Source organism: Paenibacillus sp. J31P316 (assembly GCF_056269105.1).
Genome location: NZ_JBWDNI010000003.1, coordinates 455,551 through 470,166 on the forward strand (window position 1 = coordinate 455,551; position 14,616 = coordinate 470,166).

Below are 14,616 nucleotides of genomic sequence, written 5' to 3' on the forward strand. Positions count from 1 at the left end.
CGCTTTCTAAATGCGATAAGGATTGCAGGGTTGAAGGCCGCCTGTTGCGGCGGAGAAGCCCGACTGTCGTGCAGCGGCGATGAATGAACCGCTTGTTGACCGTATCGAACATGGTATATGTATAAACATTATAACGTTATATTCAATTTAATACTAGAATGTGCTAAGCTAGTGAACAAATAGGAGACAACGTATAGGCGCGCTGTCACACGAAGGAAGGTCGCATCTAGAGCATGGGAATCGTACTGCGCAATATGAAACGGATGGACGGACGGGAAGCCGATATCGTTATCGAGAGCGGTAAAATCGCCGCAATCGTTCCTCCGGGGACAGGCGAAGGCGAGGTCTTCGCCGAAGGCGGCTTCGTATCGAGCGGCTGGATCGACATGCACGTTCACGCCTTCCGCGAGCTCAAGCCGTACGGGGACGCGATCGACGAGATCGGCGTGAAGCAGGGCGTCACGACGATCGTCGACGCCGGCAGCTGCGGCGCGGACCGGATCGGAGAGCTGCGAGCGGCAGGAAGCCGGGCGGCTACCAGGCTGCTCGCATTCATGAACATCTCCCGAATCGGTCTCGTGCGCGTCGACGAGTTGTCGAATCCGGCATGGCTGGACGAGAAGGCAATACGGGAGGCACTCCGGACACAACCGGATTTCATCGTCGGACTCAAGGCGCGGATCAGCCGCAGCGTCGTGAAGGAGCAGGGCATCGAGCCGCTCCGGCGCGCCCGCCGGTTCTCCGAGGCGACGGGACTGCCCTTGATGGTCCACATCGGCTCGGGCCCGCCGGCCATCGGCGAAGTTATCGCGCTGCTGGCGCGAGGCGATATCGTGACCCATTATCTGAACGGCAAGGCCAATAACCTCTTCGACGGGCAAGGACGGCCGCTGCCCGCGCTGATGGACGCGATTGCCCGCGGCGTGCATCTGGACGTCGGCCACGGGTCGGCCAGCTTCTCGTTCCGCGTGGCGGAGCAGGCCCGCGCGGCCGGACTGCCGCTGCACACGATCAGCACGGACATCTACGAGAGCAACAGGGTTGAAGGGCCGGTCTACAGCCTGGCGGACGTGATGAGCAAGTTTCTCTATCTCGGCTACAGTCTGCGGGAAGTCGTAGACGCCGTGACGGTTCATGCGGCGAAATGGCTTGGACGGCCGGAGCTCGGCGAGCTGAAGGTCGGCGGAGCGGCCGATCTGACGCTGTTCGACGTCGTGAAGGGGAACAAGACTTTGATAGATTCCGAAGGGGATTCGCGGACGGCGGATACTTATATTCAAGCCAAGGGAGCGGTAATCGATGGATCATACTTTGCATGCTAAATACGGATTGAAACGCGTCGTCAACGCCAGCGGCCGAATGAGCATCCTCGGCGTGTCGGCGCCGACCGACAACGTCATGAACGCGGTGAAGACAGGCGGCCAAAGCTACGTGGAAATGGCCGATCTGGTGGACAAGTCCGGCGCGTACGTCGCGAAGCTGCTGGAAGCCGAAGACGCGGTCGTCGTCAATTCCGCCTCCAGCGGGATCGCCATGACCGTGGCGGCCGTCGTCACGCGCGGCGACAAGCGGGCGAGCCTGAAGCTGCATCAGGAGCTGCCCGAACATAACGAGATTATCCTGTTCAAGGGACATAACGTTCAGTACGGCGCTCCGGTCGAAACGATGGTCGCGCTCGGCGGCGGGAAGCTCGTCGAGGTCGGCTACGCCAACGAAGGCCGCAAGGAGCATTTGGAGATGGCGATCAACGAGCGAACGGCGGCGATCCTGTTCGTGCAGTCGCATCACTGCGTCCAGAAGAACATGATCAAGGTCGAGGATGCCTGGGAAGTGGCGCAGCGATGCGGCGTGCCGCTCATCGTCGATGCCGCGGCCGAGGAGGATTTGCGCAAATACGCGACCTGCTCGGATCTGGCCATCTATAGCGGATCCAAGGCGATCGAAGGTCCGACCTCCGGAATCGTGGCAGGCAAAGCCGGTTATGTCGGCTGGGTGAAGACGCAGCTGTACGGCATCGGCCGCAGCATGAAGGTGGGCAAGGAATCGATCTTCGGCCTGCTGCAGGCGCTGGACGAGTATTTCGTCAAGGAAGACAAGAGCGCGGAAGAGCGGGCCGCGCTGGCGGCGCTCGATGCGCTGGGCGAGCTTCCCGGCATGAGCGTCAGCCTCGTTCAGGACGAGGCCGGCCGCGCGATCTTCCGCGGACGCATCAAGATCGACGAGGCGAAGGCGGGCCTGTCCGCGCGAGCGGTCAACGACGCGCTTCGCGAAGGCGACATTGCGGTTTATACGCGCGACTACGGATTGGCGCAGGGGTATTTCGACCTCGATCCGCGTTCGCTGCAAGGCGACGATCTGCAAGTCATCATCACGCGCATCCAGGATATTATCGGGGGGAGACACTAATGGCGAATATTCATAACCGGTTATACAAGAACAAAGCAGCGCTTAACGTGCTTGCGGGCAGCATCGACAATGCGCGCGCAGTCTATGAAGCGGCGGAGGGCCATGTCCTCGTCGGCGTGCTGTCGAAGGCGTATTCCGATGCCCCGGCAGCGGTAGAAGCCATGAAGCAATACGGCGCGGCAATCGAAGATGCGGTGTCGATCGGTCTCGGAGCGGGAGACAATCGTCAGGGCGCGGTCGTGGCAGAGATCGTCAAGTCGTATGAAGGCAGCCATATCAATCAGATCTTCCCTGCCGTCGGGGCCACCAGCGCCAACCTGGGCAGCCGCGAAAGCTGGATCAACGCGCTCGTGTCGCCTTGCGGTCGGCCGGGTTACGTGAACGTCTCGACGGGCGTGTTCAGCGCATCCGCGGACGATAAAGCCATCGTCCCTGTCCACGCCGCGATCGCGCTGGTACGGGATATGGGCGGACACGCGCTGAAATATTTTCCGATGCAGGGGCTGAAGCTGGAGGATGAATACCGCGCCGTCGCCAAGGCTTGCGGCGAGGCGGGCTTCGCATTGGAGCCTACGGGCGGCATCGATCTGGACAACTTCGGCAGCATCCTCGAGATCGCGCTGGAAGCGGGCGTCCCGCAGGTCATTCCTCATGTATACTCGTCGATCGTGGATTCCGCGAGCGGCGATACGCGCGTGGAGGATGTTCGGACGCTGTACGGCGAGCTAAAGGCGCTGGTCGATCGTTATGTCTAAGATTGCCGCGTTCGGAGAAGTGATGATGCGGCTGGAGACGCCGGATTACGCGACGCTGTCCCAGAGCAGCAGGCTCGATTATTCTTTCTCGGGGAGCGGAGTCAACGTCGTCTCGGCGCTGTCCCGCTTCGGGCATGAGGCGTGTCTGGCTAGCACGCTGCCGGACAATTCGCTCGGAGACGCCGCGCTGGCGTATTTGCGCAAGCTGGGCATTGCGACGACGTTCGTGAACCGGGGCGGCCGGTATATCGGGATGTACTTTCTGGAGCGCGGCTTCGGGATTCGTCCCGGCAAGGTGACGTACGCCGACAGGCTCGGCAGCAGCTTCAATACCGTCCCCCACGACCCGGCAGACTGGGAACGGATCGCGGACTCCGTGGACGCGGTGCACTTCTGCGGCATTACGCTGGCGATGAACGAGCTGGCGCGCACGCAGATCAAGCAGCTGGCGCGCGCGGTCAAGAGCCGGGGCGGCAAGGTGATCTTCGACTGCAACTATCGTCCGTCGCTATGGGGCGAAGACGGCCATGCGAAGGCGAAGCCTCATTATCAAGAGATGCTGGAATTGGCGGATATCACCTTCATGAACGAGAAGGATGCGCTGTTGACGCTCGGCATGCCAAGTAGCAGCAGCGCCGGCGACCCGTTGTCGCAGCTGCTTGAGCTCATTCCGCAAGTGGCGAAACAATACGGCGTCGGAACGATCGCCGGGACGCATCGGAGCATAAACGGGGATAATACCCATACGTTGACCGGCTATATGCATACGGAAGGCGCGTTTTGGTTCGCCCAGCCGTCAACCTTCTCGGTATACGACCGCGTCGGCGCCGGCGACGCTTACGCGAGCGGCATCATCCATGCCTGCCTGCGCGGCGACGAGGCGCAGTACGCGGTCGACTTTGCGACGGCCGCGGCTGTGCTGGCGCACACGGTGCACGGGGATACGCCGCTGGCGACGGAAGCCGAAGTCGTGAGGGCGATGGCCCGTACGGCCGGCGACGTACAACGGTGAGAGGGGATTCGGAGGAGGGGGAGCAAGGATGAGCATTACGCGCAAGAAAGGCCCGCTGTATCTGCAGGTCAAGAACATCGTCAAGGACCGCATTCTTCACGGGGTCTACCCGCTCGGCGGCCATATCCCGCCGGAGCCGCAGCTGGAGAAAGAGTTCAACGTCAGCAAGATGACGGTGCGCAATGCGATTCGCGAGCTGGCGGAGGAAGGCTACGTCGAGAAGAAGAGCGGCGTCGGCACCATCGTCCTCACCAACATGTCGATCTCCCGTCTCTCCAAGGGCAAGCGGTTCACCGAGCTGCTGGTGGAAGAGGGACACCGCTTGGAGAAGCGGCTGATCTCGACGACCCGCGAACGGCTGCAGCCGGGTACGGAACTTCATGGCCTGCTGGGGCCGGAGGCGATTCGGATCGAGCGCCTGTATGTGCTGAACGACCGTCCTTACATCCACATCCTGCACTATCTGGCCGATGCCGTATTGCCCAAGGCGGAGCGGGAAGAGGGCGAGCTGCCGTTTGAGTCGCTTTACGAATTGCTGGAAGAGCAGGATATCGTGCTCGACAACTTCCGCGACGCCTTCTCGGTAGGCGCGGCTTCCCCCGAGACCGCGAGCGTGCTCGGCGTGCCTGCAGGAACGCCGCTGCTCGTGCGGCTGCGCCGAACCTATGATGTCGCAGGGCGGCTTGTCGAGTACAGCGTCGGTTATTACCAAACGGGGCTGCAGCCGTATTTGGTCAGTTACGATACGTAAGGCCGGAGTCCGTCGAGACCGTAGGAACAAACGCAAAGCCGCGGCAGCCATTGTTTGGCTGCCGCGGCTTGTTTGCGCATATTCGAATGCTGGGTGTGATTTTTCATCCCCTGTTTATAGGCCGGCAGTATCTGGCGAATCGTAGCAATCCGGTATGGAAATCCAGGCGGATTGGGGTATCGATCGGAGCATACTGTTATATCGCCCGTTATGAAAACGCTTCATAATGAGGGGGATTACATATCAAGGAGGCGCAAATGATGATAACGCGGCAGTTGAAGAAAGCGATGCTTATGCTTTTGCTGGCAGCGCTTGTAGTAACGACAGGCTGGCATTCCGCCGCAACGTCGTACGCGGAAGAGCCGGCCGGACCGCAAAGCTACGAGGCGGAAGCGGCAGGCAACGCGGTGACGGGAAATGCGGAGGTGGGCGCCTGCGATACATGCTCGGGCGGCAAGAAGGTCGGCGGCATGTACCAAGGGAGTTCCTTGACGTTCAACGATATCTCCGCTAGCGAGGCGGGTACGTACACGCTGAAGGTGTATTACATTTCGGGCGATCCCCGTTCGGCGAACGTCAGCGTGAACGGCGCCGATAAGCAGTACGTGGAGTTTCCCAAAACGGCGGACTGGAAAACGGTCGGCAGCTTCGACGTGACGGTCGAACTCAAGGCCGGCAGCAATACGGTGCTGATCGACGACAACAATTGGTACGCGCCGGATATCGACCGGATCGCGGTGAGCAGCGGAACGGGCGGCGATCCCGGAGATCCGGGCACGCCGCCGGTCGGCGTAGCATACGAAGCGGAGTCGCCGGATAACGCGCTGGCGGGCAATGCCGCGATCTCGGACTGCGGCGGCTGCTCCGGCGCGAAGAAAGTCGGCAACTTGTACAACGGCAGCTCGCTGCAGTTCAACAAGGTCAATGCGGACAAAAGCGGGAATTACCTCATCACGGTCTCGTTCATCTCCGGCGATCCGCGGGCGTTCTACGTGAGCGTGAACGGCGGCGAAGCCCAGTATTACGATTCGCTGAAGACGGCCGACTGGAGTACCGTCGGCACGATTCAACTGCCGGTTACGCTGAACGCCGGCGAGAACACGGTGCTGTTCTCCGACGGCAACAGCTATTCCCCGGACATCGACAAGATTCAAGTGGCGTCCGAGGAGGAATCCGGCGGCCCCGTGGACGAGGACGAAGGCAGCATCGGCGATCCGCTCGCGAAGCAGACCTACGGCACCATCGAGGTGACGCCGCATACGAGCGGACTGGTCATCGGCAACGGGAAGTATAACGTGACGTTCCACTCGTCCACGGGATACTTGGACTATGCCTGGACGAACGGCCAAACGCTGCATGGCGTTTACGGTTCGGTGAAAGTAGGCGACGACACCTTGAATACGAAGAGTTATGATCTGCACGCATTCGACACGACGGCAATCACGCCGCTCCAGGACGAATTCGGTACCGGGATCGAACTGGCCTTCGTGCACACGCAGGCAGGCAAGCCCACGCTGAAGCAGGTGTATCAATTCTATGATGGGCAGGCGTACTTCCTGACGAGACTGGATGCGACCGGCGATCAATCGATCAGCACCAACTACATCGCGCCGATCGTCGTCAACCGCACGGGCGGGGTCGACACCGGGCATGAAGGGGATAACCGGGCGCTCACGGTACCGTTCGACAACGATGCCTGGATTCGTTACAAAGCGCAATCGGTCAATCGCGCCGATGCCAGCTACGAGGTGACGGCGATCTACGACAACGCGTCCCGGAACGGCCTCGTCATCGGTTCCGTTACCCATGATACGTGGAAGACGGGCATCGAATGGAAAGGCGCGGGCAACAAAATCAATCAGTTCGCGGTCTACGGCGGCGCCTCCTCCACGGTGACGCACGATACGCAGGCGCATGGCAGCGTCAGCGGCACGACGGTGTCTTCGCCGACGATCATGGCCGGCGGCTTCGCGGACTATCGCACCGGCATGGAGCAGTACGGCGACGCCAACGCGCGGGTCGCTCCGCCATTGCCGCTCGGCCCGGAGCTGCCGCAGGGCGTTCCGGTCGGCTGGAACAGCTGGGGCGCGTTCGGCAGCGACTTGAGCTATCAAGACGTGATCGACACGTCCAATTATTTTAAGGAACATTTGGCCGAGCTGAACAACAACGGCGCCGTTTATATCAATCTTGATTCCTACTGGGATAACCTGACGCAAGAGCAGCTCGGCCAGGCGGTCGCAGCCATCAAGAGCAATGGGCAGCAAGCCGGCATTTATTGGGGGCCTTTCGTCTACTGGGGGAACAACATGAGCCAGGTCGTCGAAGGGACGAACGGGCAATACACCTACGGCGACATCGTATTGAAGGATCAATCGGGCAATCCGCTGCCGACGCTGGACGGCGCGTATGCGCTCGATCCGACTCATCCCGGCACGAAGCAGCGCATGGACGAATATTTGAACCGATTCAAAGGCTTGGGCTTTACGTTCATCAAGCTGGATTTCCTGACCCACGGATCCTTGGAAGGCGTTCACTACGATCCGGCGGTCACGACGGGCATTCAAGCGTACAACGAGGGCATGAGCTACATGAACGAAGTGCTGGACGGCTCCATGTTCATCAGCGAGTCGATCGCGCCGATCTTCCCGTCGCAGTACGCGAACAGCAGACGGATCTCCTGCGATACGTACGGCGCGATCAACGAATCGGAATACGAGCTGAATTCGCTTACCTACGGCTGGTGGCAGAACGGGACCATTTACGGCTATACGGATCCTGATCACATGGCGCTAACGCGGGCGCGTTCCTTGGAAGAAGCACGCAGCCGCGTGAATTCTGCCGTGATCTCCGGAACGGTGTTCCTTGATTCCGATGACGTCAACAACGAAACGGCCCAGCAGTATATGGAGGAGCTGTATACCAATCCGCGCATCAACCAATTAGCGGTCAAAGGCAAAGCTTTCACGGCGGTGGAGGGCAACACCGGCGCGAACGCCGCGGACGCGTTCGTGCTGCGGGACGGCAGCGACACGTATCTGGCCGTCTTCAATTACAACCCGAGCCAAGCCGCGGATAAAACGATCGATCTCGCGCGCGCTGGACTCGCGGCGGACAAATCGTACACGCTGCTTGATCTATGGAGCAACGATTCGTCCACGTTAAGCAGCGGTTCGCTTGCCTTGACGCTTCAGGCTGCGGGCTCGAAGCTGTTCAAATTGACGCCGGTAGTCTCGGATCCGGGACCAATCGTTACGAATCCGGTTCCGCCGGTGACGACGCCCGATCCGACAGACCGGGCAGAACAAGACATCGACGGCAAAGAAGGGGGCTCCCTGAACTTGAAGGGGACCGTCTCCATTCAAGTGCCGGCAGGCGCATTCTCCGGAACCGGCAAGCTTGCCGTCCTTGTGCTGCCGCAAGGCGAAAGCCCGTCGACTGAAGGCTATCGAACGGCCAGCAAGGTCATCGATTTGACGTACAGCGAAGGAACGACGTTCGCAGCGCCGGTTCAGCTTACGTTCGACTACGATCAGAAGGCCATATCGGGCGCGGGATCCAAGCCGGCCGTGTATTACTACAACGAGCAGCAGCAGCGTTGGATCTATGTCGGCGGAACGGTGAACGGCGACGGCACGATTACGGTGTCGGTCAATCATTTTACGAAATACGCCGTGTTCGCGTACCAGCCTAAGACGTTCACCGATCTGGCGAACCACTGGTCGGCCTCCTACGCCGAGCGCTTGATCGGCATGGGAAGCATAAAAGGCTATGAGGACGGAAGCTTCCGTCCGAACGAATCCGTCACGCGCGCGCAATTCGCTGTCATCCTCGCGGGCTCGCTGGGCTTGAAGCCAGCCGCAGGAACCGACGGACCGAAGCCGTTTGCGGACGCGGCGGCGATCCCGGCATGGGCGGCTTCCGGCGTAAAGGCTGCGCAGGATGCAGGCCTTATGAAAGGCTCGCCATCGGCCGCGGGTTCGAGCTTCAACCCGCAGCAACCGATGACGCGAGCGGAGCTGGCCGTCGTGCTGGCGCAGCTGGCGCCGAAGTCCGACGCGCCGGCGACTGCCTACCAAGACGCGTCGGCGATCCCGGCATGGGCAGCGGCATCCGTCGCGAAGCTTCAGCAAGCGAAGCTCATGACGGGCTTCCCGGATCAAACCTTCCGTCCGTCAGCGACCGTGTCGCGAGCGGAAGCGGCCAAGGCCGTGGCCTTGCTGCTCGAAGCGCTGCATATTTAAGCATTCCTGCAGCTGCAACAAGCAGTAGACTAACCTCCTCAATACGAAGAGCAACAGCCATGGACGAGAATAAGTCCATGGCTGTTGCTGTTTAATTACACGATCGTTCCCGATTAATAGCCGCTATTTCTGTTTATTTGTCTTCCTCATTTTTGGTAGGCGGCAACTGCATCCTCGCTCATGACAGAGGCCAAAAAAACGAGTTTCCCTTGGCCTTCGCGTTCAATAATTCCCTTGGCGCATGCGTCAATGGCAGACTTGCTCATAAAGGGGGAGACCGCCAGCAGTTCGGCCGCGCCGCCATTTCCCGCATGAAACAGTTTTTGCGAGCAAACGTCTATGACGTCCTGACTCATGAATGGGGCGATAGCGGTCAGTTCAGCAGCGCCGTTGCCTCCCGATTGAAATCGTTGCGCCGCGCATTCATCCATCGTATCCCGGCTTATATAAGGAGCGATGGCCAACAGTTCGGCGGCACCGATGCTTTCGATGGCGGCAACCTGTTTGACGAGCCGATTCAAGAATTCCTCGCTCACATAAGGAGCGACGAACAGGATATTGCCCATGCTCAGGTTGGCCTCCGCGTGTTCGATGATCTCTTGCACTTGCTCCGCGCTGAGCAGAGGCGCAATGGAGGAAATGTCCTTGAGCGATACTTCTTGGTTCCGCACATAATCGCGGGCGGTATCGTTCAGCACGTTCTTCAGCAGTTGCGCGCCTTTGCTTTCATCAAGGAGCTCGTCGATGCTAACGTCGAAAATTCGCGCGAGCTGAGGAAGCTTGGAAATATCGGGCATCGTTTCGCCTCGTTCCCAATTGCTCACGGCTTGGTAGCTGATGCCAAGCCGGTCAGCCAGACTCATTTGGGACATCCCGGAACGTTTCCTGAAATCAGCAATGGTCCGTCCTACTTTTGTCATATCGAACACAACGATCACCTCTCTATCAGATTACTATCAGTGTATCTATTACTTACCGGATTGACTATCAAGCAATGCTTGAGTTGCCAGGCCTTATTATTGTATAAATTGCAGTCGAAACAAGCCGTAATTGTGCAAAAAAGAGAGACAAAGGTTACGCAGATTGGATAAATACAAGATTAAAATAACTAATATATACTTAAGATAGTTAATCATGCAAACAGAATTACTCTCGATGGTTCAATTCCCCTACTATGTGAATCACTGGGCATGGTTCAGGTTCCAAGGGATTCTCGCGATATTGTTGCCTCTGCTCTTCTTTATTCACAAATGGAAGTTTTCAGTGAGAGTCGTCAATGTCTGTTCAGCGATCGCTTTTGTGTTAGGGGGCTTGTGGTTAACCGAAAGACAGCGAGGTGCTTGCGCGTTTATGCGATCCGTCATGCATGGGAAGCATTACTTTTGGCATGGCGCATGACATTGGTCATGCGAAATGCCCGAAGGCAATGCTTTTTTTTAGCCAAGTTCATGACGTTTAACAGATTCAGCACGCCGTTCTCCTTGTTAAGATGAAGGTGCAAGAACGGGCGATACCGGTACCTTTCGACCTGAGCATGAAACCTTGAATGTCGGACAACGCGGACAAAGGTTTCTGAATGAACGTCGCACTCATGGCATTTCTTCCAGCAGGACATCTTATTCAGAGAGGATATGAGCACATGCTGCGCATCTTATTGAAGAATACGTTGACGAGTTCCTACGCCCGGTTAAAGAAAATGATGGAGACTTACGGAAAATGGGTCGGGGAAAATGATTATTACCTGGATTGCTGACGGTCATCGTACTAGAACCTTATTCCGTTTCCCGAGTATTCGAACCAACAGGAAGGAAATCCTTATAGTTATGTCCGCAATGCGATTAGAACTGACGAAGAGGAGAGATTGAATAATGGATAAAATCGAAAAAACGCTCTACACGGCCACGGTTAACGTTCAAGGCGGAAGAGAGGGCAAAGCGGTTTCCACGGATGACAAGTTGAACGTGGATTTGCGATTTCCCAAGGAATTAGGCGGCAACGGCGATGGAACCAATCCGGAGCAATTGTTCGCGGCAGGCTTCGCGGCTTGTTTCGAAGGCGCCATGGGCACCATCATGCGAATGAAAAAGATCAAATCGGACGGGGTTTCCATAGTTTCTAACGTGACGCTCGGCAAGGATGCCAACGACGGCTATGTGTTGGCCTTGAAGTTCGATATTGCGATCAAAGGCGTTGAACGCAGCGTCGCTCAAGAGATCGTCGATGAAGCGCATCATGTTTGTCCTTACGCGAGAGCGACTCGGGGCAATATCGAGGTAATCTCGAACGTCGTGGATTAAAACTTTCAAAATGCATGAATTTCTATCCGCTATTCTGGCTTTTTCTGCGTTTGTTTGTGTCGGTGGGGGAATCATTTTTCGTCGTTGTTCTGCCGAATCGGAGGATTTCGTCAACCACGCGCGCGATCGGTGCGGTGGCGTCGATTATAATCCCGTTTTTGGGAACGCCTTCTTTCGTTTGATGCAAGCGCCGAATGATTTCCCGTTCCTCTGGTCTGCCGCCCCAGTCAGCGGGGTCCAGTGCCACTCGCTCATCAATTCGCCGGAGACAGGTTTTCAGGTCGGCCTCAAGGATAAACACGCTGTCAAAGAGATCCATGAATTTGGCGAAATTCCGCGAACCACCGCAGAAAAATGTTACCGCCTCATCTTGATTGGCGGCCAAAGCTTTTACTTTATCTACATGCCAAATGTGGTGTTCGGGTTTAAAGCCATCCGTCGGAGTACCAGTTTCCGGGTCGCCTTGATAAGCCAATTCGCGGTCACCATGAACGGCATGGTAGCCGCGCCGCTGCAATTCGTTGCAGACCGTAGTTTTGCCGGCGCCGGAAACGCCTTCAATTAAATAATTCCTAATGCCCATGGCAGACCCTCCATTCAACCGGATAAGCACAATTAAGTAGATGTTGCTATATTTTCGCTAAGCTGCCCGTTAGATGAATTCATGTTCTTCCCTGAACGATCACTTGGGTATCAAGATCTTTAGCTTCTTCCCACCTGTAATTGAAAAGCCATTCTTCTCATAGAACTTTAATGTTCTTTCAAACTCTGGCATTGGCGGCGTACATACCTCAAGTCGTTTCCAATCTTTCTTCTGGCCGTAATTCACGGCAAACTTCAACAATTCTCCACCGACAGCCATTAAGCGATAATCTTCATGTACGTATAGTTCTTGTATGACTCCAAACTTACCGTCGGCGTACAGAGAAAAACTTTCGCACATTGTAATAAAACCGATAAGATAGTTCCTCTTAATGGCGATTGTATCACGAACTGAACTATCCTGCCCGTCAGCTTAATGCCCGTCCACCATTTAAAATTCTCTAGTCAACTAACCTTCACAAGCGTAACCGCAAATATTAGGCGCAGCCAAAGAATTCGGCGCAGTTGCGCACCAACCCCAAAAGGTCCATTCAGGCATATAACCTGAATGGACCTTTTGGGGTTTCTGCAACATAAGGCCGGGGCGTAATGTTGTGTATTGAAAAAGCACCATGGATAATCCAAACGAAGCAAGGCGAATGATTCTGAAGAAACGATAGTGGTCGCCTTTGTTAGCGGATATTCACCATTAAAAATAGTTCGAAATATCCGCTAACAACAGCGATCGTAAGAACATTCGTCCTGCGTAGTGGTCAGTTATCCATTTTTTTAATTTCACAGCACGCCCCGAGCCGGCAGCCGGATTTGCACGCTCGTCCCGATCCCCAGCCTGCTCGCAATGGACACGCCGTAGCCTTCGCCGAACGCAAGCTTGATCCGCTGATCGACGTTCGAGATGCCGTAGCCGATCTCGCCCTTGGCCTGCAGCTTCTCCAGCGTCTCGCGCGTCATGCCCATGCCGTCGTCGACGATGGCCACGATGATGTCGTCGCCGTCCCGGTAAGCCCGGATGATGATGCTGATGCCGCAGTCGTCGTCCCAGATCGCGTGGTTGATGCAGTTCTCCACGAACGGCTGCAGCGCGAGCTTGACCGTGTGATGCACGAGCACCGCTTCGTCGACTTGGAAATGCACATGCAGCAGGCCCTCGTACCGGATTTGCTGAATCGACAGATAATACTTCGTCAGATTGAGTTCCTCGTTGAGCGAGATCATGTTTTTCCCTTTGTTCAGCGAGATCCGATAAAATTTTGCCAGATGCGAGACCATGTCCTGAATCTTGGGGTCATTATGCTGCATGGCCAGCGCCGAGATGGAGGCCAACGTATTGTACAAGAAATGGGGATTGATCTGCGCCTGCAGAATGTCCATTTCCGCTTCCTGCTTGGAGATCTCTTTCTTATACACCTCGTTGATCAAATTCTTGAGCCGGCCGGCCATCTTATGGAGGGCGAACGACACTTGGCCGATCTCGTCATGCCCCATCGGGATGGTCTCCAGCTCGAAGTCTTCGCGCTCCATGCGGCGGATGCTCTTCAGCAGCGATTCGAACTGTTTCGTCGACAAGCGGGCGACCAGATAAATCAGAATGACGCTGAACAGGATGCAGATGGAGGCCATGACCAGAATCCGGTTGGAGGAGGCGATCGCCGGCGCCATGAAGCCGCTGTAAGGCACGATGGAGACGGTCTTCCAGCCGTTCGAGCCGGTGTCGTACACGACGAGCACCTTCTCGCCTTTGTAGGTGCTCTCGAACCGGCCGTTCGCGCCGGACTTGAATTTGCCCGGCAGGAGCCGGCCAAGGTCGGTATTCAGCAGGCTTTTGTCCTTGCTGGAGATGATGATGCCGTTCTCGTTCACGATGAAAATATCTTTGTTGCTGTCCTCTTTGCCCATCAGCGCGTAGAGGTCGGATTCCTTCACGTCGATCGTCAGGACGCCGTACGGGAAATTCAGGCTGTTGTAGTTCAAATAGCGAACGAGCGTGAACATCGGCTGCGGCTCGGTCAGCTGCGAGGATTCCTGCGTGCCCGGCGTGATCGTGAAGATGACGTTTCCGTACGTATGCTGGACTTTGGTGAACCACGGCTGCTGGCGAATGGAGTCGTCCAGCTTCTTGATGAACAGATTATCGAGCGGCATCTTCGGATTCGTCGAGTAGATCGCGATGCCGCTGACCTCCGGATTGGTAATCAAGACATTGTTCATGACGTTGTCGATATAGCGGTAAGCGTCGAGATAGTCCGCGTCGCCGTTGTACGATTTGCTCAAATATTCTTGCAGGGTCGCATCCAGGTAGAGCGACGCCGAGATTTTCGAATAGTTGTTCAGCTTGCTCTGCAGATTGCTCGTAATTTGGGACGTGGCCAGCGTCATGCCGGAATAAGTCTGGTTGATGAGCTGCTCCTTGACCGACTGATAGGAATACGAGACGAAGAACAGCAGCGGGAGAATCGAGACGAGCAAGAACAGGCTGAACAATTTCCCCCTCATGCTGAGGTTGAGAAACGGTGCGGTAAGATGGATGAACCATGAGCGCAGCATCATG

Annotated in this window: 11 protein-coding genes; 7 read left to right on the top strand and 4 right to left on the bottom strand. The window is 56.8% G+C overall.

Features of this window, described 5'->3' with window-relative positions:
- Positions 1-233 precede the first annotated feature (233 nt).
- From AC0YNU_RS13080 to AC0YNU_RS13105, 6 genes are all read left to right on the top strand, one after another.
- Positions 234-1,322 (top strand): amidohydrolase/deacetylase family metallohydrolase, encoded by a 1,089-nt coding sequence (locus AC0YNU_RS13080; RefSeq protein ID WP_475757046.1) that lies wholly within the window; start codon positions 234-236, stop codon positions 1,320-1,322.
- Positions 1,300-2,406, top strand: a complete 1,107-nt coding sequence (locus AC0YNU_RS13085; protein ID WP_475757050.1) for a DgaE family pyridoxal phosphate-dependent ammonia lyase — start codon at positions 1,300-1,302, stop codon at positions 2,404-2,406. Before AC0YNU_RS13080 ends, AC0YNU_RS13085 begins: the two co-directional genes overlap by 23 nt.
- Entirely contained in the window at positions 2,406-3,161 is a 756-nt protein-coding gene (gene dagF, locus AC0YNU_RS13090; RefSeq protein WP_475757052.1) for a 2-dehydro-3-deoxy-phosphogluconate aldolase, read from the top strand. The genes AC0YNU_RS13085 and dagF overlap by 1 nt, the downstream gene beginning before the upstream one ends.
- On the top strand, positions 3,154-4,173 hold the full coding sequence (locus AC0YNU_RS13095; protein WP_475757054.1) for a sugar kinase: 1,020 nt from the start codon (positions 3,154-3,156) through the stop codon (positions 4,171-4,173). The genes dagF and AC0YNU_RS13095 overlap by 8 nt, the downstream gene beginning before the upstream one ends.
- 28 nt (positions 4,174-4,201) lie before the next feature.
- Positions 4,202-4,924, top strand: coding sequence for a GntR family transcriptional regulator (locus AC0YNU_RS13100; protein WP_475757056.1), 723 nt, complete (start codon positions 4,202-4,204; stop codon positions 4,922-4,924).
- 257 nt (positions 4,925-5,181) lie between these two features.
- Positions 5,182-9,168, top strand: coding sequence for an S-layer homology domain-containing protein (locus AC0YNU_RS13105; protein ID WP_475757057.1), 3,987 nt, complete (start codon positions 5,182-5,184; stop codon positions 9,166-9,168).
- Between the two features lie 146 nt (positions 9,169-9,314).
- Here the strand turns inward: AC0YNU_RS13105 and AC0YNU_RS13110 are convergent, their stop codons facing one another.
- The gene (locus AC0YNU_RS13110) at positions 9,315-10,088 is read right to left on the bottom strand and encodes a helix-turn-helix domain-containing protein (RefSeq protein WP_475757967.1); all 774 of its coding nucleotides are present in this window, start codon (positions 10,086-10,088) and stop codon (positions 9,315-9,317) included.
- Between the two features lie 948 nt (positions 10,089-11,036).
- Between AC0YNU_RS13110 and AC0YNU_RS13115 the strand changes: the two genes are divergently transcribed.
- Entirely contained in the window at positions 11,037-11,465 is a 429-nt protein-coding gene (locus AC0YNU_RS13115; RefSeq protein WP_475757059.1) for an organic hydroperoxide resistance protein, read from the top strand.
- 22 nt (positions 11,466-11,487) lie between these two features.
- On the opposite strand, the gene AC0YNU_RS13120 is transcribed toward AC0YNU_RS13115, so the two are convergent.
- The 3 genes from AC0YNU_RS13120 to AC0YNU_RS13130 all read right to left on the bottom strand — a co-directional run bounded on the left by AC0YNU_RS13120 (position 11,488) and on the right by AC0YNU_RS13130 (position 14,615).
- On the bottom strand, positions 11,488-12,048 hold the full coding sequence (locus AC0YNU_RS13120) for an AAA family ATPase (RefSeq protein ID WP_475757061.1): 561 nt from the start codon (positions 12,046-12,048) through the stop codon (positions 11,488-11,490).
- A 99-nt stretch (positions 12,049-12,147) separates the two neighbouring features.
- Positions 12,148-12,447 (bottom strand): GNAT family N-acetyltransferase, encoded by a 300-nt coding sequence (locus AC0YNU_RS13125; RefSeq protein ID WP_475757969.1) that lies wholly within the window; start codon positions 12,445-12,447, stop codon positions 12,148-12,150.
- A gap of 395 nt (positions 12,448-12,842) precedes the next feature.
- On the bottom strand, positions 12,843-14,615 hold the full coding sequence (locus tag AC0YNU_RS13130; protein ID WP_475757063.1) for a cache domain-containing sensor histidine kinase: 1,773 nt from the start codon (positions 14,613-14,615) through the stop codon (positions 12,843-12,845).
- Position 14,616: the final 1 nt, after the last annotated feature.

What these genes read in the sequence shown, in the direction of transcription:
- AC0YNU_RS13080 (WP_475757046.1), top strand. Translation starts at nt 234, where the DNA reads ATGGGAATCGTACTGCGCAATATGAAACGGATGGACGGACGGGAAGCC.
- AC0YNU_RS13085 (WP_475757050.1), top strand. Translation starts at nt 1,300, where the DNA reads ATGGATCATACTTTGCATGCTAAATACGGATTGAAACGCGTCGTCAAC.
- dagF (WP_475757052.1), top strand. Translation starts at nt 2,406, where the DNA reads ATGGCGAATATTCATAACCGGTTATACAAGAACAAAGCAGCGCTTAAC.
- AC0YNU_RS13095 (WP_475757054.1), top strand. Translation starts at nt 3,154, where the DNA reads ATGTCTAAGATTGCCGCGTTCGGAGAAGTGATGATGCGGCTGGAGACG.
- AC0YNU_RS13100 (WP_475757056.1), top strand. Translation starts at nt 4,202, where the DNA reads ATGAGCATTACGCGCAAGAAAGGCCCGCTGTATCTGCAGGTCAAGAAC.
- AC0YNU_RS13105 (WP_475757057.1), top strand. Translation starts at nt 5,182, where the DNA reads ATGATGATAACGCGGCAGTTGAAGAAAGCGATGCTTATGCTTTTGCTG.
- AC0YNU_RS13110 (WP_475757967.1), bottom strand. Translation starts at nt 10,088, where the DNA reads ATGACAAAAGTAGGACGGACCATTGCTGATTTCAGGAAACGTTCCGGG.
- AC0YNU_RS13115 (WP_475757059.1), top strand. Translation starts at nt 11,037, where the DNA reads ATGGATAAAATCGAAAAAACGCTCTACACGGCCACGGTTAACGTTCAA.
- AC0YNU_RS13120 (WP_475757061.1), bottom strand. Translation starts at nt 12,048, where the DNA reads ATGGGCATTAGGAATTATTTAATTGAAGGCGTTTCCGGCGCCGGCAAA.
- AC0YNU_RS13130 (WP_475757063.1), bottom strand. Translation starts at nt 14,615, where the DNA reads ATGATGCTGCGCTCATGGTTCATCCATCTTACCGCACCGTTTCTCAAC.